Raw genomic sequence first — 21,838 nt, 5'->3', positions numbered from 1 at the left:
CTCATTCGACTCACTCGCTGTAACCCCGCTATAGCAAGGTTTACAGCTGATGCTCCGAAATGGCACATCTTTTGCTCGTTTGTAATGCAAGCGGCAATGCAAGCGGTTGTGCAGATGCATGCCGCTCGAATTTAGAAGCGCCGGGCCAGATGCCCGGCAAATGATTCCTTCTGGAGGAAACCATGTCGAAAGCGATTCAATTGATCAAAGAATTTGACGTGAAGTGGGTTGACCTGCGCTTCACTGATACCAAAGGCAAGCAGCAGCACGTCACCATGCCGGCCCGTGATGTCAAAGATGATTTCTTTGAAGAAGGCAAAATGTTTGACGGCTCCTCGATTGCCGGCTGGAAAGGCATTGAAGCTTCCGACATGATCCTGATGCCCGATGACAGCACCGCTGTCATCGACCCGTTCACCGAAGAACCCACGCTGATTCTGGTGTGCGACATCATCGAGCCTTCCACCATGCAGGGCTACGAGCGCGATCCGCGCGGCATCGCCAAGCGCGCTGAAGAGTATCTGAAATCCACTGGTATTGGTGACACCGTATTTGTCGGTCCCGAGCCCGAGTTTTTCGTCTTTGACGAAGTGAAGTTCAAGTCCGATATCTCCGGCTCCATGTTCAAGATCTTCTCCGAACAGGCCTCCTGGAACACCGATGGTGACATCGAAACCGGCAACAAGGGTCACCGCCCGGGCGTCAAGGGTGGTTACTTCCCTGTGCCGCCGGTCGATCACGACCACGAAATCCGTACTGCCATGTGTAATGCCATGGAAGAAATGGGCCTGACTATCGAAGTGCATCACCATGAAGTAGCGACTGCCGGCCAGAACGAAATCGGCGTACTGTTCAATACCTTGGTTGCCAAGGCTGACGAAGTACAGACGCTGAAGTACTGCGTACACAACGTTGCCGATGCCTTTGGCAAGACCGCTACCTTTATGCCTAAGCCGCTGTATGGCGATAACGGCTCTGGCATGCACGTACACATGTCCATCTCCAAAGATGGCAAGAACACCTTCGCTGGCGAAGGCTATTCCGGCCTGTCCGACACCGCTCTGTTCTTTATCGGCGGCATCATCAAGCACGGCAAGTCGCTGAACGCCTTCACCAACCCGTCTACCAACAGCTACAAGCGTCTGGTACCGGGCTTTGAAGCTCCGGTCATGCTCGCCTACTCGGCCCGCAACCGCTCCGCTTCGATCCGTATTCCTTACGTTTCCAGCCCGAAAGCGCGCCGTATCGAAGCACGCTTCCCTGATCCGGCTGCCAACCCCTACCTGTGCTTCGCCGCACTGCTAATGGCTGGTTTGGACGGCGTTCAGAACAAGATTCACCCTGGCGATGCAGCGGACAAGAACCTGTACGATCTGCCGCCTGAAGAGGCCAGCCAGATTCCTCAGGTCTGCGGCAGCTTGAAAGAAGCACTGGAGTCCCTGCACGCCGACCGCGAGTACCTGACCAAAGGTGGCGTGTTCACCGACGAGCTGATCGATGCCTACATCGAGCTGAAAGCCGCCGAGGAACTCAAGGTTCGCACCTTCGTTCACCCGCTGGAATACGACCTGTACTACAGCGTCTGATTTAGGCTGTGTGACACTAGAAAGGGCGCCCGTTCGGGCGCCCTTTTTTTTCGCCGGTCCTCCAGCCCTTGCCAGATACCCATTTGAGTGCAAGTCTTAAGACTGACCTTACAGGAGTCATCCGTCATGCCGCGTATTTACCTGCCACTGGCGCTAGGCGCACTCTTCGCCCTGATGAGTATTCCCGCCGCGGCCCAGATCTATACCTGGAAAGATGCCAACGGCAATACCATCTATTCCGATCGCCCGCACCCTGACGCCAAAACCGTCGAACTACGACCGACCAATACCGTGCAGCCGCCGCCCTCAGTGCAGCGCAATGATGTTGCCGCCGAGGGCAGCGACAACGGACAGGCCGCAGGCGGCTATTACCGCGTGCTGAAAATCGCCAGCCCTTCTGACGATGAAGCCATCCGCAGCAACGAAGGCACCTTGAGCCTGACAGTCAACACCGATCCACCGCTGTCCAGTGGCCACCTGTTGCGCGCCGTAATGAATGGAGAGTTGCGCGAGGAAGCGGTAGCGGGCAACGGCCAACCGTCGCAGCGCCTTAATCTTATCGGCATTGACCGCGGCAGCCATACTCTGACTGCGGTAGTTTATGACGCGCGCGGCAATGTGGTGCAGAGCACCGCGACCATTACCGTGCACCTGCAACGCACCTCGGTGAATCAACCAGGCCGCACCGGCTCGAATCAGGCACCCCGCCCAAGCACTCCCAATCCGGGCGCCGGCAACTGACACACTGCCGGCCCGGCCCACGCACTATGCTGGCTGTCGTAATGCACTATTATTGTGCATACTCACGGCGCAAGCGGCTTTTTCCGTGCACAGCCTGCGTCAAACCTGCTCATCCGCCTTGCGCCGACGCTTAGTCGCCGTTAGCGCGTGACGCATTAATCCAACTGATCCGCAGCACGCAACTCGCTGACACAGGCCTTTACGCGCCAGGGCGGCGTCCGTGGCGGACCCGCCACCCAGCCGCCTGTCGTGTTAGGTCTTGTGTGACTGACCAGTAGACGACGGAGCGCCCCGTATTGGTTCGCTTCTTGCATTTGTCTGCACAAACCAGGGAAATAGTCATGCTGACTGATCGCTTTTTACGCCAGATTCTCGATAACTTGACCACGGCCGTCATCATGCTGGATGCCGAGCTACGGGTGAACTACATGAATCCCGCAGCGGAGATTCTACTTGCGGTAAGCGGCCAGCGCGTTTCGTTGCAACATTTTGGTGAGCTATTCAATGATGCCCAGGCCGCCGTACAGTCGCTGGAAAGCGCCATTCAGAACGGCAACCCTTTCACCAAACGCGAAGCGCAGCTCAACCTGACCAACGGCCATACGCTGATGGTGGACTACTCAGTAACCCCCATAGGCACCCAGAACACCAACTGGTTGTTGATGGAGCTGCACCCACGTGACCGCCTGCTGCGCATCACCAAGGAAGAAGCCCAGCTGTCCAAACAGGAAGTCACCAAAGTGCTGGTTCGGGGCCTGGCCCACGAAATAAAGAACCCGCTGGGCGGCATCCGCGGCGCGGCGCAGCTGCTGGCTCGCGAACTGCCAGAAGCGTCGCTACGCGACTACACCGATGTCATCATCGAAGAGGCAGACCGGTTGCGTAATCTGGTCGACCGTATGCTCGGGCCTTATCGTCCGCCCAATCTGCAGCCATTAAATATTCACGAAATTACCGAACGCGTGTTCAGCCTCATCGAAGCGGAAACCCAGGGCGAACTAACCCTGCGCCGCGACTACGACCCGAGCATCCCAGACATTATGGCTGACCGCGAACAATTGATTCAGGCGCTATTGAACATCGTACGCAACGCCATGCAGGCGATCGCCGAAAGTGGCGCCCTGCGCCAGGGCCGCATCACGCTGCGCACCCGCGCGCTGCGCCAGTTCACCATCGGCCAGGTACGCCATCGGCTGGTTTGCCGTCTGGAAGTGATTGATAACGGGCCGGGCATTCCTGCCGAAATCGTTGAAAGCATTTTTTATCCCATGGTCAGCGGCCGTGCCGAAGGCACCGGACTGGGGCTCTCTATTACGCAGAACATCATTAGCCAGCACCAGGGCTTGATTGAATGCGAGAGCACCTCCGGCCGCACCGTGTTTACCCTGTTCCTGCCACTGGAACCCATACCGGGAGACTAACCCTATGAGCCGAGCTGAAAATGTCTGGATTGTTGATGACGACCGATCAATCCGCTGGGTGTTGGAAAAGGCATTGCAGCAGGAGGGCATGGAGCCGGTCAGCTTCGATAATGCCGACAGCGCTCTGGCCCGCCTGCAACGTCAGCACCCGGACGTACTGATCAGCGACATCCGCATGCCCGGTACCAGCGGTCTGGAATTGCTCGCGAGCATTCGCGAGCAGTTTCCCAAACTGCCGGTGATCATCATGACCGCGCATTCCGATCTGGACAGTGCGGTGGCGTCCTATCAGGGCGGGGCATTCGAGTACCTGCCGAAACCATTCGACGTGGACGAGGCCGTTGCCCTGGTACGCCGGGCACTCGCACACAGCCGCGAGCAGGATGGTCAGGAGCCGGATCCAGCGCAGGCGCGCACGCCTGAAATCATCGGCGAAGCTCCAGCCATGCAGGAGGTCTTTCGCGCTATCGGCCGCCTTTCCCACTCGAACATCACCGTATTGATCAACGGTGAATCCGGTACCGGTAAGGAATTGGTAGCCCACGCCCTGCATCGCCACAGCCCGCGGGCACGCAATCCCTTTATTGCGTTGAACATGGCAGCGATTCCCAAGGATCTGATGGAATCGGAACTGTTCGGTCACGAGAAAGGCGCCTTTACCGGCGCTGCAGTGCAACGCCGTGGACGTTTCGAACAAGCTGACGGCGGCACCCTGTTTCTCGATGAGATCGGCGACATGCCCGCCGAAACCCAGACGCGCCTGCTGCGCGTGCTGGCCGACGGCGAGTTCTATCGGGTCGGCGGGCATACGCCGATCAAGGTCGATGTGCGAATCATTGCCGCCACCCACCAGAACCTGGAAGGACTGGTACAGGCCGGCGGCTTTCGCGAAGATCTGTTCCATCGCCTCAATGTGATCCGCATTCACATTCCCAAGCTATCCGAGCGCCGCGAAGATATTCCCGCACTGGCCCAACATTTCCTCGCACGCGCGGCTCAGGAGCTGGCGGTCGAGCCCAAGGTACTTAAGCCGCAAACTCAGGACTACCTACGCAACCTGCCCTGGCCCGGCAACGTACGCCAACTGGAGAACACCTGCCGCTGGATCACCGTCATGGCCTCCAGCCGTGAGGTCCTGATCGAAGATCTGCCCCCGGAAATGCTCACCCAGCACCAGGACAGTGCGCCCGATGGCCATTGGGAGCAAAGTTTGCGCACCTGGGCCGATCAGGAGCTGGCCCGCGGCGTGTCCAATTTGCTCGATATTGCGGTACCGGCGTTCGAGCGCATCATGATCGAAACAGCCCTTAAGCACACCGCCGGCAGACGCCGCGATGCAGCGCAGTTGCTGGGCTGGGGTCGTAATACGCTGACCCGCAAGATCAAAGAACTGGGTATGAATATCGACGGCAATGACGAAGACGAGAGCGAATAACCCGGCTTCCCGGTAAAGCTGGCACGCTTGATGCTTTAGTAACATTGGGTGTATTTGGGGTGACTCTGGTTCAGGCAGGCCAGAGTCGCCTTTTTTTATGGACGAAGGAAAAGCAGTTGCCCGCTTGCGGCTTGCCGCTACGCGCGCCAACACCTAGACTGCGCTCCACATCGCATCCAATGGCACGCCTATGTTCCATATCGCCCTGCTCGAACCTGAAATCCCGCCCAATACCGGCAACATCATTCGTCTGTGCGCCAACACCGGCTGCCAGCTGCATCTGATCGAACCGCTTGGGTTTGAATTGGATGACAAGCGCTTGCGCCGAGCCGGGCTGGACTACCACGAATTTGCTGCGGTGAAGACCTACCCCAATCTGGACGCCTGCCTGGCAGCAGTAAAGCCAGCACGGGTTTTTGCCTTGAGCACCAAGGGCAAGCACGGGTTCAGTGAGGTGACATTCAAGCCGGGGGATTTATTTCTGTTTGGGCCGGAAAGCCGTGGGCTGCCTGCCGAGGTACGCGACGCCCTGCCTGCGGATCAGGTGCTGCGCGTGCCCATGATGCCGGGCAGCCGCAGCCTGAATCTGTCCAACAGTGCCGCCGTGCTGATTTACGAAGCCTGGCGCCAGCAAGGCTTTACCGGCGCCGGACTTTGATAAAGAGCACGGATGATCAGTCGCGGACTTTAACCACGACCTTGCCGACGGCCTTGCGCGAGCTGAGCACTTCGAGTGCGTCCTCGTACTCATCTAGCTTGTAGGTCAGAGACACCAACGGCTTGAGCTTGCCTTCACTGAACCAGGCAAACAGTTGCTGGAAGTTTTCCAGGTTGGCCTGCGGCTCACGGGCAGCAAACGAGCCCCAGAACACGCCGACGATGGACGAGCCCTTGAGCAGCGCCAGGTTCGCCGGGAATTCGGGAATGCGGCCACTGGCAAAACCCACTACCAGCAAACGACCCTTCCAGTTGATCGAGCGCACTGCCTGATCAAACAGATCGCCGCCGACCGGATCATAGATCACATCCGCGCCCTGGCCCTTGGTCAGCTCTTTGACCGCATCCTTGAGGCTGACTTCGCTGTAGTTGATCAGCTCATCGGCGCCAGCGGCCTTGGCTACTTCCAGCTTCTCGGCGCTGGACGCAGCGGCAATGACTCGGGCGCCCATGGCTTTGCCGATCTCCACTGCAGCCAAGCCCACGCCGCCGGAAGCACCGAGCACCAGCAGCGTTTCGCCAGGCTGAATGTTAGCGCGCTGTTTGAGCGCATGCATTGAAGTGCCATAGGTCATGCTGAAACCGGCGGCGGTAACGAAATCCATATCCTTGGGCATCGGCAGGATACGCGACGCATCGATGGCAACCTGCTCGGCAAAGCTGCCAAAACCGGTCAGACCCATGACCCGGTCACCCGGCTTCAAGTGTTTGACCTTGTCACCGACGCTGGCGATCACGCCCGCCGCTTCACCGCCGGGTGAAAACGGGAATGGCGGCTTGATCTGGTATTTGCCTTCAATGATCAAAGTGTCGGGAAAGTTAACACCGGCTGCGTGAATATCGACTATTACTTCGTTGGGCTTGGCGACCGGATCAGCGGCCTCTTCCAGTACCAGGTTACTCGGCGGGCCAAAGGATTTGCACAATACAGCTTTCATGACGACTCCACTGTTATCAGGTTTTCATACAGTCTAGTCGCATGCAGGGCAACGGGGTCAATGACCATACCTTGAATTGATTGACACCCATAAGAATCCGACAGGCAATGTTTACCGAAGAAAGTCTGGCGACGAAAGTTTGGCGACAAGGGCCAGCTCGGCTATCCTGAGGCCAACGATAAGGGAGTCAACGCTGATGTCATTGAGAAACACCCTGTATGTGCTGTTGTTGTCGATGGCGGTCTGGCTGCCGGTACAGGCCAGTGAGAAGGCCGCCGCGCCGGGAGCACAGTATGTGGAGTTAAGCCCTTCCTTTGTTGGCACCATAGGGCCTGGGCCGCGCATCCAGTACATGAAAGTCGATGTAGCGCTACGCGCCAACGATCCGACTGCAGTGGAGCGCATCCAGTATCACGACCCGTTGATTCGCAACTCCCTGGTGTCGTTGTTCGGGCGTCAGACGCCTGAAGGGCTGGCCACGCTGGAAGGCAAGGAGCAGCTCAAGAAGCAGGCGCTGGAGGCCGTCCGTGCGGTACTGGAAGAAGAGGAAGGCAAGCCGCTGGTAGATGACTTGCTTTTCACCAACCTGGTCACCCAGTAGTAGGGTCCCATCGAGTGGCGCGCCTGAAGCTCAGGCGCGCTGACTCAGATAGCTCTCGACAAAGCTGTCAAAATCCATTTCATCTGCCGCCTCTATGGCCGCCTGCTCCGCCAGGGAGCTGTCGACTTGGGCTCTGCAAGCGCGCAGTGTCTCGGCATCCAGCGGCCGGCTGAGCAGCTCGCGAGCATGTGCTTGAGATTGGGCCAGGGCAAAGCGGAAGAAGCTGTTGTCGTGTTCGGCAAGCGCCGCCAACACTCGTGCCGAAGGCGTAAGCGCTGCATCCTCGAGTTTCGCTCGCTGCAACGCCAGGCTGTCACGGTAGGCACTGGTCTGATGGCTGCGGTCCAATAGACTCGCACACTCAGCGATGTCATCCAGCAGCGCCAGACCCCATTCCTTCAGATCCCGCGACTGGCCGCCATCCGCCAACTGCAGGCCTGGCTCGCGGCCGCGTTTGACCGCCAGGGCAAAGTTGTCACTGGTCTCGGTGCAAGCCTCTTCAGTCAGTGCAGGACTGTCCTGCAGAGCGCAGTAGAGTAAAAAGCTGTCGAGAAAACAGGCGCTGGTCGGCTCTATACCCAGCGGCACAAAGGGGTCGATATCCATACAGCGTACTTCGATGTACTCCACCCCGCGCGAAGCCAGGGCGTATACCGGCTTCTCGCCGCTGCGCGTCACTCGCTTGGGACGAATAGGGCTGTAGAACTCGTTCTCGATCTGTAACAGGTTGGTATTGAGTTGCTGCCACTGACCCTGCGCGTCATGCGTACCCATCTGATCATAACGCGCATAAGGCAAGCTGATGGCTTCCTGCATGCTGGCAATATAGCTGTCCAGGCTGTTGTAGCAGACGTTGAGACCGGACTGAGCGTTGTTGTTGTAACCCAGGTCGCTCATCCTCAGGCTGGTCGCATAGGGCAGGTACAGACTTTTTTCGCCCAGCGGCAACAGCTTGTGATCACGACCTTGCAGGAAGGTCGCACAGACCGCCGGCGAGGCGCCAAACAGATACATCAGCAGCCAGGCATAACGGCGGAAGTTACGGATCAGATCCATATAGCGCTCGGACTGATAATCCTGCGCCGAGCGTGCGTCGCCCGCCTGCTCCTGCAACACCGCCCAGAGCTGAGGCGGCAGCGAGAAGTTGTAATGAATGCCGGCAATGCACTGCATGGCCTTGCCATAGCGAATGGCCAAACCGCGCCGGTAGACATGCTTAAGCATGCCGATATTCGAGGTGCCATACCAGGCGATCGGAATATCAGCATCCACCGCCGGCAGCTTACAGGGCATCGACTCGGTCCACAGCAGCTCATGTTCCAACTGGCTGTAAACAAAGCGGTGCGTGATATCCAGATGCTCAAACAGCGTATCCAGGCTGGTACTGACTGGGGTGATCAGCTCGATCAACGCTTCTGAATAATCGGTAGTAATGGTCGGATGCGTCAACGCCGAGCCCAGCGCCAGCGGGTGCGGTGTACACGCCAGATCACCGCTTGGCGTGGTTCGCAGGCTTTCTTTTTCAATCCCATGCTGACAGCCATTTAGCCGCTCGCGGTAGGTCGGTTGGGCCAGCAGTTCAAGGGTATTGCTAAACGTTGGTGACAAGGTTGCCACTCCTGAAGCTGTCAGGCTGGCAGCACGATCTGCGTACCAGCGTGAACGTGATTAGTACGGATCAGATCCGGGCAAAAGTACCCAGCGCCTTGGCCACCAGCGCACCGTCCTGCCAGATTTCCCCATCCACCACTACGGTGCGGGTACCCGCATGTACGACCTTACCAAAGCATTCCAGTTCGCCACCGATCACCGCGCGCGTGTAGTTGATCTTGCATTCCACTGTAGCAGTGGATTCGTGCGGCTCCAGCACGCTGAAGGCAGCAGCGCCCATGGCCGAATCCAGCAGCGAGAAAATCACGCCGCCATGCACCCGCGCCGTACCGTTGAAATGCTCCTCGCGGATGCTCAGCAACAGGGTGCACAAGCCCTTTTCAAGCGACTTGAATTCCAAGCCGAGCATCTTGGTAAACGGACTCATGCGGTTTTTCGCGATCTCATGCAGATGGGGGTGTTGGCTCATGGTCAGCGCTTCTTCAGGTCTTTGGCATTGGCAAACAAGTTGGCAAAGGTACCACCGGCTGGCGCTGGCGCACCAGCCCCGCCAGACTGATTGCGGCCCTGGCCCTTACCCTGATTCCGATTGCGCTCACCTTGCGCGCCTGACGCCTGCCCAACCTTCTCACCTGCAGCACCAGGCTCATCAGACAGGCGCATGGTCAGGCTGATGCGTTGCCGCGCAATGTCCACTTCCATCACCTTGACGCGAACAATATCGCCGGCCTTGACCACTTCCCGCGGGTCCTTGACGAACTGCTGCGACAACATGGAAATATGCACCAGGCCGTCCTGATGCACGCCGATATCAACAAAGGCGCCAAAATTGGCCACGTTGCTGACCACGCCTTCAAGCTGCATACCGGGCTTGAGATCGCGAATGCTTTCCACGCCGTCCTGAAAAGTAGCCGCCTTGAATTCGGGGCGCGGATCACGGCCGGGCTTGTCCAGCTCCTTGAGGATATCGGTGATGGTCGGCACGCCGAAATGCTCGTCGGTGTAGCGCGACGGCTCCAATTGACGCAGGAATACCGAATCGCCGACCAGGCCACGAATGTCCCGACCGGTCTCGCTGGCAATACGTTCGACCAGCGGATAGGCCTCGGGATGCACCGCCGAGGCGTCCAGTGGATTGCTGCCGTTCATCACCCGCAGGAAGCCAGCGGCCTGCTCAAAGGTCTTGTCGCCCAGGCGGCTGACTTTGAGCAGTTCGCGGCGGCTGGCAAAAGCGCCATGCTGGTCACGATAATCAACAATATTCTGCGCGATGCTCGGGTTCAGACCCGAGACGCGGGTAAGCAAAGGCGCCGAGGCGGTGTTCAAGTCTACGCCGACCGCGTTAACGCAATCCTCCACCACCGCATCCAGGCTGCGCGCCAGCTTCACTTGCGAAACGTCGTGCTGGTACTGACCAACGCCGATGGATTTGGGGTCGATTTTGACCAGTTCAGCCAGCGGATCCTGCAGGCGCCGGGCAATGGACACCGCGCCGCGGAAGGTTACATCCAGCTGCGGAAACTCCTTGGCGGCCAGTTCCGACGCAGAGTAGACCGAGGCGCCCGCTTCCGAGACCATAATCTTTTGCATCGGCAACTCTGGACAGAGTTTGAGCAATTCGCTGGCCAGCTTGTCGGATTCCCGTGACGCTGTGCCATTGCCAATCGCAACCAGTGTGACGCTGTGTTTCTTGCTCAACGCAGCCAGCACGGCCAGCGACTCGTTCCATTGGTTACGTGGCGCATGCGGGAATATGGTGGTGTGATCAACCAACTTGCCGGTGGCATCCACCACCACCACCTTGACCCCGGTGCGCAGCCCAGGGTCCAGCCCGAGCGTGACCCGCGGCCCGGCGGGGGCTGACAACAGCAGGTCCTTGAGGTTACTGGCGAACACGCGAATCGCTTCGTCCTCGGCACCTTCACGCAGATCGCCGAGCAATTCGGTTTCCAGATGCCCGAGCAATTTTACCCGCCAGGTCCAACGCACCACTTCGGCCAGCCATTTGTCGGCTGCGCGGCCCTGATCACGGATGTCAAAAGCCTGGGCGATCATGCCCTCACAGGGATGGGGCGTACCGGCAGGCGCGTCAGTATCACCCAACTCCAGGGCGATACTCAGCATGCCTTCGTTGCGGCCACGCAAGATTGCCAGCGCGCGATGCGACGGGACCTTGCTCAGCGCCTCGGCGTACTCAAAATAGTCACGAAACTTGGCACCGTCCTGCTCCTTGCCCGGCACCAGCTTGGAAACCACCCGACCATCTTCACGCAATGCACGACGCAGCGTTTCCAGCAGGCTGGCCTGCTCACTGAAACGCTCCATAAGAATATATTTAGCGCCGTCCAGCGCCGCTTTGACATCGGCAAAGCCTTTGTCCGCATCAACATAGCCTGCGGCGGTCTGCTCGGGGCTCAGGGTCGGATCAGCAAACAGCTGATCCGCCAGCGGCTCAAGGCCTGCTTCGATAGCAATCTGGCCTTTGGTGCGGCGCTTGGTCTTGTACGGAAGGTACAGGTCTTCCAGCCGGGTCTTGGTCTCAGCGCCGCGAATATCATGCTCCAGTTCGGCGGTTAGCTTGCCCTGTTCGGTGATGCTGTTGAGAATCGTCTGGCGTCGGTCTTCCATTTCGCGAAGATAGCGCAGCCGCTCCTCAAGATAGCGCAGCTGGGTATCATCCAGGCTGCCGGTGACCTCCTTGCGGTAACGGGCAATGAAGGGCACGCTGGCACCTTCATCAAGCAGTCTGACAGTGGCGTCGACCTGTTCCGGGCGAACCGTCAGTTCACTGGCAATACGCGAGGCAATAGATTCCATACTGAAGTATCCAGATCAAGGTTGGCAGGCCCGGCAGTATAACCGACAGATACCTGGTTGGGGGTGACCGTAAGACAGCGGGAGAAGTCTGGCCAAAACGCCGAAAAACTTGTACAAAAGAAACCTCTTGTAACAATGCCCGAGCACTAACACCGGCGGCTTCAGCGACAATGCTTACAACTTGAATAAGGTGGAATAGCGCATGATCAGCGAAGGCGAAAAAATCCTAATTGTTGATGACGACGTTCGATTACGCAGGCTACTTGAGCGCTTTTTGACCGAACAGGGTTACCGGGTGCGTGCAGTGGAGAACACCGAGCAGATGGATAGACTGCTGGCCCGCGAGCTGTATTCGCTCATCGTGCTGGACTTGATGCTGCCTGGCGAAGACGGCCTGACCGCCTGTAAGCGCCTGCGCGACCAGGAAAACACCACGCCGATCATCATGCTCACCGCCAAAGGCGACGAAGCCAGCCGAATTCTCGGCCTGGAACAGGGCGCAGACGACTACCTGCCCAAGCCTTTCAATCCCCGTGAATTGGTCGCCCGTATCAAAGCGGTGCTGCGCCGTCAGGCGCCACAGGTACCGGGTGCTCCCGGTGGCGAGGACGAAGAGGTCACCTTCGGCGAGTTTGTGCTCAGCCTGGCCACTCGCGAGCTACGCCGCGGCGAAGAGGTGCATATGCTCACCACCGGGGAATTCGCGGTACTCAAGGCACTGGTCCAGCACCCTCGCGAACCGTTGACGCGCGACAAGTTAATGCAACTGGCCCGTGGCCGCGAGTGGGATGCCCTGGAGCGCTCGATCGACGTGCAGATCTCGCGCTTGCGGCGCATGCTTGAGCCCGATCCATCCAAGCCTCGCTATATCCAGACTGTATGGGGTGTGGGCTACGTCTTTGTGCCGGACGGTAAGCATTCGTGAAGGGCGGCCCTGGCTGGCACCCGCTGCTGCCACGTAGCTTCTTTGCCCGCACTATTCTGCTGGTGTTACTGGTCACACTGTTTTCCAAGTTGCTCACCATGTTCTATCTGATGAGCAACGAAGACCTGTTGGTCGACCGCCAGTACAGTCACGGTACCGCGATGTTGATCGGTTCTTACTGGGCCGCCGGCCCGGAAACCCGTGCCGACATCGAAAAAATGACCGGCATGAGCTTGGTCCCCCACTATCAGGTGCCGCGCGGCGAAGTGCATTGGCCGTACACCGGCATATTCACCAATCAGCTGCGGGCCGAACTCGGAGACCGCACTGAAGTGCGCGTGCGCATTCAGGGTGAACCCACAATCTGGGTGCACCAACCGGCCTACCAGGACAACTGGCTGAAAGTTCCTCTCTATGCTCACCCGTTGCGTGGCCAACGCATCTGGATGGTAGTGCTGTGGTTTCTGGCGATCGGCATCCTGTCGACCGCCGCCGCGTGGGTATTCGTGCGTCAGTTGAACAAACCGCTGAAAAAACTCGAGCACGCCGCCAGGCGCATCGGCAAGGGCCAGAGCGTACGTTTGCTGGATACCAATTGTCCGGCCGAAATCGCCGAAGTGTATCGGGCCTTCAACCAAATGGCCCAGGATGTCGAACAGGCCAACCGGGACCGCTCGATGTTGTTGGCCGGTGTCTCCCACGACCTGCGTACCCCACTGACACGCATGCGGCTATCCACCGAGCTGCTATCCTCCGCCGACCCAGATCTGACCGAAGGCATGATTCGCGATATCGAAGACATGGACGCGATTCTCGATCAGTTCATGGCGTTCATGCGCGATGGCAGCACTGAAGCGGTTGAGCCGGAAGACATTAACGACATCATCAGGGAAGTCGTCGCACCGCTGAATACCGGCGAGGAGAAAGTCCGGCTATGCCTGGAACCCGTACCTAAGATCAAGCTCAGGCGCTTGTCGATAAAACGGGTGATAAGCAACCTGATCGACAACGCGCTATACCATGGCGGCAGTGGCATCGAGGTTTGCACCTATGTGACACGTGCAGCGGCTCAGCCTTATCTGGTGGTCGCGGTGCTGGATCGCGGGCCGGGGATCGACCCGACCGAATGTGAATCACTGTTCGTACCCTTTATTCGCGGCGATCGGGCCAGAACCACTACCGGCACCGGCCTGGGACTGGCGATTGTCAAACGCATTGCCGAAACCCACGGTGCAACAGTGCAACTGCTCAACCGCAGCGGTGGCGGTACCGAAGCCCGGCTCAGCTTCCCTATCTGAGTGGAGCAGGCCGCTCAGCCTCGCAGCAGGCCGGCCTGCTCCAACGCCAATTCGATAGCCTCCAGATCGGGAATTATCAAGCATTCAGCCTCATCAGCCAGCTGTACTGACTGGCTGATATAAGGAGCAGGCTCGCCTAGCTCAGAGCCGTCTACTTCATTGATTTCCCCGCGCAGCACTTTGCGCGAGCGTGGAATACTCCACACCCGCATGCCGATAAAATGCACCCCTTCACGCCCACCAATGGCATTCATGATCAAGGTACGAGGCTGGCGCCCACTGTTATCCGGCGTCTGACCCAGCAACCGATAAGGATCGACCAGCGGGACCTGCTGCTCACGCCAGCGCGTCCAGCCTAGAAACCAGTCCGGCGCGCCCGGCACATCACGGGTTATGCGAAAACTGACCAGCTCTGCCACGGCAACGTTCGGCAACAACAGCCCCTGCTCGGTAAGCGGAACAATAAGACCATTCAGGCTTTCCAGTGCATCTGACATGTGCTTTCCTCTTGATAGATTTCCGCTGGCAGCTACAGCGCCAGTGGCTACTCCTGCGCCAGCCACGCCTGCAACGCAACGGCCAGCTCTGCCGGATCGCCCTGCCGGCTGCTCAAGCCCTCAGCCGCTACCGCTTCGGGCATCACCGAGCAGGCAGCACTACGGGGATCCTGGGTCCACACCTCGACGCCCTGCTTGCGCAGGCGCCGGCAGGCTTGCACGCCATCCTCACCCATGCCGCTGAAAATAATAGCGCCGCAGGCTGGCGCAAACGCACCGCCTACCTGATCCAGCAACGTCTCAATCGAGGGCTGATAGCAGCCCGGCCAAGGCGTATCACTAAGACGCACCCGGCCTTCCGGAGAAAAGCTCAGGCTGCGTTTGATCGGCGCAACCAGCACATCGCCGTCATGTAGCGCGGTACCAGCCACGCAATTGATAATACGCCAGTCGTTCTGGCGGCCAATGATGCTCGGCAGGCGGCTCTCGAACCCGGCGTCAATGTGCTGGGCGTAAATAAAAGCGATAGGCAAATCCGCCGGCAGGCTGTCGAGAAACACCTTGACCGCCGCCGGCCCGCCCAGGGACGCTCCCAGCAACCACACACAACGTGCTGGCTGGCGGGCGTTATGCACCTCCTTGGTAGTGCCCTTGAACGTCAACATGCTCGGCAACTGCCCGCCCTCCACGGGACCCAACAACGGCAGTAGCTTGTTGTAAAGGCGCCGCTCCCAGCGCGGATAATCCTCGCTGTCAGCCGGCGGAATTTCGCCAGCACCCAGCAGTACTGGCACCGCGCTGTGCTCCAACAACCAGTCCGACAGCGCTGATTCCTCCGGCAGCTCCAGCAGCCAGGCCTCGGTGGTGATGGCAGCCAGTCGCCGACAGTCCAACTGCGCTGGGTCATCACAGAACACCACCCGGTAGCCGAAGTGGCTGAGCACCGAGTGCAACAGCCGACGTTTATCCGGGTTGGCCGCCAGCAGTCCGATAGCCGGAGCGAAGGCTTCAGCCACGAATCTTGACCAGCTTGCCTATCGCCTCCAGTAGCTGAGCTTCCTGATAGGGTTTACCTAGATAATCATTAACGCCAATGGTACGGGCGCGCTCGCGGTGTTTTTCACCGGTACGCGAGGTGATCATGATGATCGGCAGATCCATCAGCCGTTCATCGTGACGCACCAGCGTGGCCACTTCAAAACCGTCCATGCGCGGCATTTCGATATCCAGCAGCATGATGTCCGGATGCACATCCTGTAGGCGCGCAATCGCTTCAACCCCGTCCTTGGCGGTAATCACTTCCATGCCATGGCGCTCAAGAAGGCGCGATGTCACCTTGCGTACTGTGATCGAATCGTCCACTACCATGACCAGTGTCGAACGTTCGGCCTCTTTCTCGGTAATCGCTTGGGCCCGTTCGGCAGCCAACCGCTGCAGGGATTGCAACGCCTGCTGGGCACGAATAACCGCCAGCAGATCGAGAATCACCACCACCCGACCGTCACCGAGAATGGTCGCACCGGAAATCCCCGGCACTACCGCAAACTGCTTACCCAAACCCTTTACCACGATCTCGCGCGAACCCGCCAGGGCATCGACCTGCACTGCCACGGTATGCTCGGCCCCGCGCACCAGAATCACCGGCAAAGGCAGCGTGTGCCCGCTTAGCCTCGGTTGTTGACCGGTCACTAGCAGATTGCCCAGGTAACGCAGGTCATAACGTTTACCCGCATATTCGAACGGCGGCGCGTCCGGCGCATAATAGGCCTCCAGCTCATAGCCGGAGACCCGCACAATACCCTCGATGGTATTCAACGGGATAGCGTACAGATCGTCCCCGGAATAGACCATCAACGCGCGGTTCACCGATACGGTGAACGGCAGGCGAATGGTGAACACACTGCCCTGACCGGGCTGGGTGTCCAGGCTCATGCTGCCGCCCAACTGCTTGACCTCGGCATTGACGACATCCATGCCGACACCCCGCCCGGAAATCTGTGTCACCTTGTCGGCGGTCGAGAATCCCGCCTCGAGAATGAATTGCAGAATTTCCTGGTCGGTCAACTCGGCGTCGGCGTCCATCAAACCATGCTCGATTGCCTTGCGCTTGACCGCGTCAAGGTTGATACCGGCACCGTCATCGGCTAGTTGCAGCACGATCTCACCGCCTTCGCGGTGCAGGTCAATACGGATGCGGCCCTCTTCCCGTTTGCCTTGCGCCGCACGTTGATCAGGCATCTCGATGCCGTGATCAACTGCATTGCGCAACATATGTTCCAGCGGCCCGATCATGCGCTCCAATACGCTACGATCCATCTCGCCTTCGGCATTGCCTACATCCAGCGCCACTTGCTTGCCAAGCTCTCCGGCCACCTGGCGAACCACCCGACGCATGCGTGGCAGTAGCCGATCAAAAGGCACCATGCGCGTGCGCATCAGGCCTTCCTGCAATTCGGTATTGACCCGCGCCTGTTGCAGCAACAGCGTTTCAGCATCGCGACTCTTGGCCGCCATGGTTTCCTTCAGATCAAGCAAGTCGGAGGCCGACTCGAACAGCGAGCGCGAGAGTTGCTGCAACTGCGAGTAACGGTCCATTTCCAATGGATCGAACTCCTCGTAACCGCCTTGCTCTATCTCCTCCTGGTGCCGCGACAGAATCTGCGCCTGGGTTTCCATATCCAGCCGTCGCAACTGGTCGCGCACCCGTTCAATAGTGGCGTCTACGTCGCTGAGGGTATTACCCAGGTCATTCACCTGCTGCTCGATACGACCACGGAAAATCGATGTCTCCCCGGCCAGGTTGACCAGTTCCTCAAGCAGCTTGGCGGATACTTTGACGGTTTCCTGCCCGGATACCCGGTTCTGGTTATCGTCTCCCGCTTCACTGGCCTGCATAGCACCCTGAAGAATGGCTTTTACCTGAGCCAGTGTTTGCCGCGGCGCGGCACTGATCTGCGGCGGCAGCGGCTCGGCCGGGGCGCTGACCGGCGCGCTGGTTTCCGGCAACGCTGGCATGCTCCAGTCAGCCGGGCCCAGATCTCCGCGCGCGGCCAAACCTTCCAGACCGGCCAATAGAGCCATCAGCCCGTCATCTAGTGTCTCTTCGGGCATACCTTGCATCTGCAGGGCTGCCTCCAACTCCTTGGCCTGATCCGCGAGTGCCGTCTGACCCGCCATGCGCGCGCTGCCCTTGAGGGTTTGCACGCGATGCAGCAGCTCCGCTGCCCCGCCACTGTCCCCATCGCGCTGCACCAGCAATGCATGACAGGGAGCCATGAGTTCGATAGCTTCTTCCAGGAACATAGCCAGCAACGGATCAGCGACCGTCTGCTCAGCCAGGGCCTGCACTTCTGGCTGCCTGTCGGCCATTGCCAGCACCTGCCCAGGCAACTGCGGTGGCAGATCAGGTCTGGCACGGAAGCCCTTGATCGCAGCAATTAAGCCAGAACCGTCGCTAATAATCCGCCCAGCGACAACACCTTCAACCATTTCCGCCAGGCTGTCGTGGCAGGCATGTAACAGCTCATTCAGCCCATCGCTGGGCTGATAACGTTGATCAGCCAGCCCCTCGTAAAGAAACTCCAACTCGTGGGCAAGATCCCCTACCGGCGGAATCTCGGCCATCCGTGCACCGCCCTTGAGCGTGTGCAAATCGCGCTGCAATGACTCAACGGCCAGACTGTTGCCGCTGTCAGCAATCCACTGCTGCAAGCTAGCCGAGGCACTGTCGATAATCTCCTGTGCCTCTTCAAGAAAGATTTCCACCAGCTCCGCGTCCGTCACCGCATCGCGCGGGTTCCAGGTGCCTGCGGCGGCGATCTCCGGTTCAATGCGACTTGGCGCCGAAGCGGCTGCGGGCAGCAACGCACGCAGCGCCGCAATTTCGGCCGTAGCCGGCGGAATATGCTGATGCGCGGCGACCTGATCCATCATGCCGATCAAGCGCTCGTGGCCTATGGCAAGGGCGCTTATTGCCGCCTCATCCAACTGCACATGCCCAGCCCCCAAGGCCTCGTGCACATCTTCCAGGCACTGGCTTAGGCCCTCGATCTGCGGCAAGTCCACTTCAACCGCCACGTCCGCCAACGCGCGTAAGCTCTGACGCAGTCCGTGGCTGTTCAGCTCAATGTTCTGACCTTGCTGGCGCGCTTGCAGCACATCGGCTGCGTCCATCAATTGGTCGATGCCGTCGGTCAGGAAGATCGACAGCAAACTTACGCTGCCAGTACTTTCCTGCACATCGTTGCGACTGCTGTGGCGCGCGGCCATAGCGTGCTGGCGCACCGTCTCCAGTTGCTCGAGAAACTGCTCGGTCCCAGGGATGTTCAGCTCGGGAGTAGTATCCAGCTGCGCGACGCCCGCCTCTATCAGCTGGACGCCATCCGTGAGCAAATCGACCAAGGGTTGTTCCACCGAGATCAGATTGGCCTTGAAGTCTTTGGCCAGCTTTTCCAGCGGTGTGGCCAGCAGCGCAATCGGCTGGATACCGGCCATGTGCGCGCTGCCCTTAAGCGTGTGCAGCGCGCGCTGAAGCGCGTCGCTGACGGGCCGTGGCAACGCCTCGGCGCATTGCGCCAGGAAAGCGTTGACCTGCTCGATATGCGATTGGGTTTCGTTGCGGAAGATTTCCAGCAGCACTGGATCCAGACCACTATCAGCGACAGCTTGCAGCACTGGTTCTGGTTCTGGTTCTGGTTCTGGTTCTGGTTCTGGTTCTGGTTCTGCATTGGACGGCTCAACCGACAGGTCATCAAGCCCTTCATCCTGCAGCTCTGCAATAGGCTCAGGCGCGCGCTGCTCCTCAGCCTGATCGGCCGACGGCTCAACGCCATGCATCTCGGCTTCAACTGACGTATCCGCAACGAATTCATCGCTGGAATCGAGTTCCTGTGCATCGGGCTCGGCCTGCAAGGCCAGCATCAGCTCTTCGCCTGACTCACCCTGGGACAGCGCATCGGCCAGCGCCGCTAGCTGTGCCACCTCAGCCAGAGGCTGCTGATCGTTCTGCTCAAAATCCGCTACCAAACGCGGCATCAAAGCCCGTACGGCATTGATCACCTCGAAGATGACCGGCGTGTGTTCAATGCTGCGATCGATAACCCGATTGAGCATATTCTCAACCGACCAGGCGAGTTCGGCGAGTATCCCCGCCTTGACCATCCGACCACTACCCTTGAGGGTATGGAACGCCCGCCGCACTTCAGCCCGAGCCTTGTGATCTTCCTCATTGGATTGCCACAGCGGAGTGAACTCGCTCAGCGTATCCAGAACTTCGCCAGCCTCCTCAACAAAGATCTCTACCAGTTCGGCGTCCAGCTCGTCGTCCTGGTCATCCTGCTCTACCGCAGGATTCTGCGCGACTGGCTGTGGTAGTTCAGCCGAGGCCGGCTGAGCGGCGTCAGCACGACTCTCGGCAGCCGTATCGCTGTCGTTCTCAGGTGCGGTGCTGGCCTGCAGTTCAATCGGCGCTGGCGTCGCGGTTGCAATGTCCAAAGGACGCTCTGGCGCCGGTGGCTCACGTGATTCAGCACTGCTACCGATCTCGCCGTCGAGATCATAGCCGAGGGTACGTAAGCGCTCGGCAGCGACCGCGAGAATATTGTCACTGCGTTCGGCATCATCCTCAGCCAGACGCTCGAGGTAGTAATCCACACTGGTGATGACATCGGCCAATGCGTCCAGTGCAACCCAGTCAGGGATCGCTTTAGGGCCCAGCAACTGGTCATCGATATACCGGCGGCAACTGCCCACCGTCGCTGCAGCACGCTCCAACGGCAGCATAGCCAACCCACCGCGGACGCTGTTGAGCAAATCACTGACCGGCTCAAGCTGGCTATGGTCCCATTGGCTGGCAATAAAGGCATTGATCGCCTCACGGGTTTGCTCAAGGGCGTTGCGTGCTTCCTGAATGACCTGCTGATGGACTAGCGTCATGTCCTGAGTGGCAGCAAGAGGCGGCATCTCAGCGCCCTTGCTGTCAGCCGTATCCTGGCGCTCAAGACCCAGCATGCCTTGCAGGCTGGCCTCGACGTATAGCAGCCCGCCGGCCACGTCCATCAGCGCAGCATCGTTGATCTCGCTCTGCCCCGCAGCCAGATGCTCGACCTGCTGGATCTGTTCCTGCAAGACGCGTCGCGGCTGCCCCAAACCCAGCATCGCTAGCGTATCGGCAATCTGTTTCATCCCGGGCGCTAGCGCGGCGAGATCGCCCAACTGGCTGCGATCACTGCGAACAAACAGATCCAGCCGATCTTTTACCTGCAGCAGCTCTTCACCCAGCGCCTGGACTACTGACTGCATCGCACTGCGATCCGGCCCGACCAGTCGCGACCCGGTGGCCTGATTGGCGATATCGTCTTCTGTCAGCAGGGCTTTAAGCTGATAACGCTGTTTGAGCGCATCCAGGCGCGGGCTTCCGCCTGGGCTCTTGGCCACATAGAACAGCAGGTTGCGTAGCAGCTCCGGCGCTGGCGGTGTATCCAGCGCCGTCGGGCCCTGGTCAAGCAGCACCCTGAGTTCCCTGTCAGCCTGGCGCAGCAATTGGCGAATAGCCGCACCATTCTCGATGGTGCCGTGCTCAACGCCTTCGACCACGCCTGCATACGCGGCCCAAAGGTCCGCATGGGCAGAGCCACGGCATTGTGCCTGCAAGCGCGCAAATACTTTACCCAGCTGCTTGGCATTGCTGGCCACAGCCTGATTACGAATGATGCCGGCCTGGGCAATCTGCATGGCCTGACGCAATTTGCGTAGCTGCCATACGGTGTGTTCATCGGTGAAATTGGTTAACCGCTCGGATACGTCGACGGGCTCGCCGGTATCCACGTCGGGGCTGAACAGTGACGTCTCTGAGAGCAGTTTGTCACCGCGCGCGGTACGCATGTCGTTGAGCAGTGGCAATAAGACCAGAGGCAGGTCGCGGCGGCCGCTCTGCACACGGTCAAGGTAGGTGGGCAACTGCAGGATGGCCTGCATCAACACATCCAGCGCTTCGCCTTCACGGCTGGCGCTACCATGCATCAGCGCTTGGGCGAGCTTTTCCATTTCCTCTGCAAGCAGCGCTGCACCATAGAACTCGACCATCTGCAGCGTGCCGTGAACCTGATGGATATAGGTCAGACAGAAGCGCAGCCGAGTCGAATCCTCAGGGTTCTCGACAAAAGCTTCAAGGGCCTGACGCGCCTGATTCAGCGTCTCGGAAATTTCGCCTTTGACCCAGTCGAGGGCGACATAGTCGTGCCGATCACCCAT

Annotated in this window: 15 protein-coding genes; 8 read left to right on the top strand and 7 right to left on the bottom strand. The window is 59.2% G+C overall.

Translation table 11 applies throughout. The features are described from left to right. Window positions 1-182: 182 nt before the first annotated feature. The 5 genes from glnA to trmL all read left to right on the top strand — a co-directional run bounded on the left by glnA (window position 183) and on the right by trmL (window position 5,841). Window positions 183-1,586, top strand: a complete 1,404-nt coding sequence (glnA, locus tag K787_RS0115010; RefSeq protein ID WP_022963628.1) for a glutamate--ammonia ligase — start codon at window positions 183-185, stop codon at window positions 1,584-1,586. A 126-nt stretch (window positions 1,587-1,712) separates the two neighbouring features. After that, the gene (locus K787_RS0115005; protein ID WP_022963627.1) at window positions 1,713-2,327 is read left to right on the top strand and encodes a DUF4124 domain-containing protein; all 615 of its coding nucleotides are present in this window, start codon (window positions 1,713-1,715) and stop codon (window positions 2,325-2,327) included. A 341-nt stretch (window positions 2,328-2,668) separates the two neighbouring features. Beyond that, a complete protein-coding gene (gene glnL, locus K787_RS0115000) occupies window positions 2,669-3,748 on the top strand; it encodes a nitrogen regulation protein NR(II) (protein WP_022963626.1) in 1,080 nt (359 codons plus the stop codon). A 4-nt stretch (window positions 3,749-3,752) separates the two neighbouring features. Next, entirely contained in the window at window positions 3,753-5,183 is a 1,431-nt protein-coding gene (gene ntrC, locus K787_RS0114995) for a nitrogen regulation protein NR(I) (protein WP_022963625.1), read from the top strand. A gap of 190 nt (window positions 5,184-5,373) precedes the next feature. Continuing rightward, window positions 5,374-5,841 (top strand): tRNA (uridine(34)/cytosine(34)/5-carboxymethylaminomethyluridine(34)-2'-O)-methyltransferase TrmL, encoded by a 468-nt coding sequence (trmL, locus tag K787_RS0114990; RefSeq protein ID WP_022963624.1) that lies wholly within the window; start codon window positions 5,374-5,376, stop codon window positions 5,839-5,841. Window positions 5,842-5,857: 16 nt separating this feature from the next. Here the strand turns inward: trmL and K787_RS0114985 are convergent, their stop codons facing one another. Continuing rightward, window positions 5,858-6,838 carry an NADPH:quinone oxidoreductase family protein gene (locus K787_RS0114985; RefSeq protein ID WP_022963623.1) on the bottom strand — a complete coding sequence of 327 codons (981 nt, stop codon included), beginning with the start codon at window positions 6,836-6,838 and terminating at the stop codon, window positions 5,858-5,860. A 196-nt stretch (window positions 6,839-7,034) separates the two neighbouring features. Between K787_RS0114985 and K787_RS0114980 the strand changes: the two genes are divergently transcribed. Beyond that, entirely contained in the window at window positions 7,035-7,439 is a 405-nt protein-coding gene (locus K787_RS0114980) for a flagellar basal body-associated FliL family protein (protein WP_022963622.1), read from the top strand. A gap of 30 nt (window positions 7,440-7,469) precedes the next feature. Here the strand turns inward: K787_RS0114980 and gshA are convergent, their stop codons facing one another. The 3 genes from gshA to K787_RS0114965 all read right to left on the bottom strand — a co-directional run bounded on the left by gshA (window position 7,470) and on the right by K787_RS0114965 (window position 11,867). Next, the gene (gshA, locus tag K787_RS0114975) at window positions 7,470-9,047 is read right to left on the bottom strand and encodes a glutamate--cysteine ligase (protein WP_022963621.1); all 1,578 of its coding nucleotides are present in this window, start codon (window positions 9,045-9,047) and stop codon (window positions 7,470-7,472) included. A gap of 70 nt (window positions 9,048-9,117) precedes the next feature. Beyond that, window positions 9,118-9,519, bottom strand: a complete 402-nt coding sequence (locus K787_RS0114970; protein ID WP_022963620.1) for a PaaI family thioesterase — start codon at window positions 9,517-9,519, stop codon at window positions 9,118-9,120. 2 nt (window positions 9,520-9,521) lie between these two features. Then, entirely contained in the window at window positions 9,522-11,867 is a 2,346-nt protein-coding gene (locus K787_RS0114965; RefSeq protein WP_022963619.1) for a Tex family protein, read from the bottom strand. Between the two features lie 202 nt (window positions 11,868-12,069). Between K787_RS0114965 and ompR the strand changes: the two genes are divergently transcribed. Continuing rightward, window positions 12,070-12,792 (top strand): osmolarity response regulator transcription factor OmpR, encoded by a 723-nt coding sequence (gene ompR, locus K787_RS0114960; protein ID WP_022963618.1) that lies wholly within the window; start codon window positions 12,070-12,072, stop codon window positions 12,790-12,792. Beyond that, window positions 12,789-14,090: a HAMP domain-containing histidine kinase gene (locus K787_RS0114955; protein WP_022963617.1), complete on the top strand. Its 1,302-nt coding sequence runs from the start codon at window positions 12,789-12,791 to the stop codon at window positions 14,088-14,090. The genes ompR and K787_RS0114955 overlap by 4 nt, the downstream gene beginning before the upstream one ends. 14 nt (window positions 14,091-14,104) lie before the next feature. Here the strand turns inward: K787_RS0114955 and K787_RS0114950 are convergent, their stop codons facing one another. Genes K787_RS0114950 through K787_RS0114940 form a run of 3 tightly spaced genes read right to left on the bottom strand, consistent with a single transcriptional unit; the run spans window position 14,105 to window position 21,838 of the window. Then, complete coding sequence (locus tag K787_RS0114950; protein WP_022963616.1) at window positions 14,105-14,587, bottom strand: chemotaxis protein CheW; 483 nt, start codon at window positions 14,585-14,587, stop codon at window positions 14,105-14,107. A gap of 47 nt (window positions 14,588-14,634) precedes the next feature. Beyond that, window positions 14,635-15,603 carry a chemotaxis protein CheB gene (locus K787_RS0114945; protein ID WP_022963615.1) on the bottom strand — a complete coding sequence of 323 codons (969 nt, stop codon included), beginning with the start codon at window positions 15,601-15,603 and terminating at the stop codon, window positions 14,635-14,637. Further along, on the bottom strand, window positions 15,596-21,838 hold the full coding sequence (locus K787_RS0114940) for an Hpt domain-containing protein (RefSeq protein WP_022963614.1): 6,243 nt from the start codon (window positions 21,836-21,838) through the stop codon (window positions 15,596-15,598). The genes K787_RS0114945 and K787_RS0114940 overlap by 8 nt, the downstream gene beginning before the upstream one ends.

It is taken from the genome of Halopseudomonas pelagia CL-AP6 (assembly GCF_000410875.1).
GTDB classification, from domain to species: Bacteria; Pseudomonadota; Gammaproteobacteria; order Pseudomonadales; family Pseudomonadaceae; genus Halopseudomonas; species Halopseudomonas pelagia.
Note: the sequence above shows the minus strand (reverse complement) of the source record. Positions and strands in the feature narration are given on the sequence as shown.

Bases quoted from the DNA above. Each gene is read 5' to 3' on its own strand.
- K787_RS0114985 (WP_022963623.1), bottom strand. From the start codon at position 6,838: ATGAAAGCTGTATTGTGCAAATCCTTTGGCCCGCCGAGTAACCTGGTA.
- trmL (WP_022963624.1), top strand. From the start codon at position 5,374: ATGTTCCATATCGCCCTGCTCGAACCTGAAATCCCGCCCAATACCGGC.
- K787_RS0114980 (WP_022963622.1), top strand. From the start codon at position 7,035: ATGTCATTGAGAAACACCCTGTATGTGCTGTTGTTGTCGATGGCGGTC.
- K787_RS0115005 (WP_022963627.1), top strand. From the start codon at position 1,713: ATGCCGCGTATTTACCTGCCACTGGCGCTAGGCGCACTCTTCGCCCTG.
- glnA (WP_022963628.1), top strand. From the start codon at position 183: ATGTCGAAAGCGATTCAATTGATCAAAGAATTTGACGTGAAGTGGGTT.
- ntrC (WP_022963625.1), top strand. From the start codon at position 3,753: ATGAGCCGAGCTGAAAATGTCTGGATTGTTGATGACGACCGATCAATC.
- glnL (WP_022963626.1), top strand. From the start codon at position 2,669: ATGCTGACTGATCGCTTTTTACGCCAGATTCTCGATAACTTGACCACG.
- K787_RS0114970 (WP_022963620.1), bottom strand. From the start codon at position 9,519: ATGAGCCAACACCCCCATCTGCATGAGATCGCGAAAAACCGCATGAGT.
- ompR (WP_022963618.1), top strand. From the start codon at position 12,070: ATGATCAGCGAAGGCGAAAAAATCCTAATTGTTGATGACGACGTTCGA.
- K787_RS0114940 (WP_022963614.1), bottom strand. From the start codon at position 21,838: ATGGGTGATCGGCACGACTATGTCGCCCTCGACTGGGTCAAAGGCGAA.
- K787_RS0114965 (WP_022963619.1), bottom strand. From the start codon at position 11,867: ATGGAATCTATTGCCTCGCGTATTGCCAGTGAACTGACGGTTCGCCCG.
- K787_RS0114950 (WP_022963616.1), bottom strand. From the start codon at position 14,587: ATGTCAGATGCACTGGAAAGCCTGAATGGTCTTATTGTTCCGCTTACC.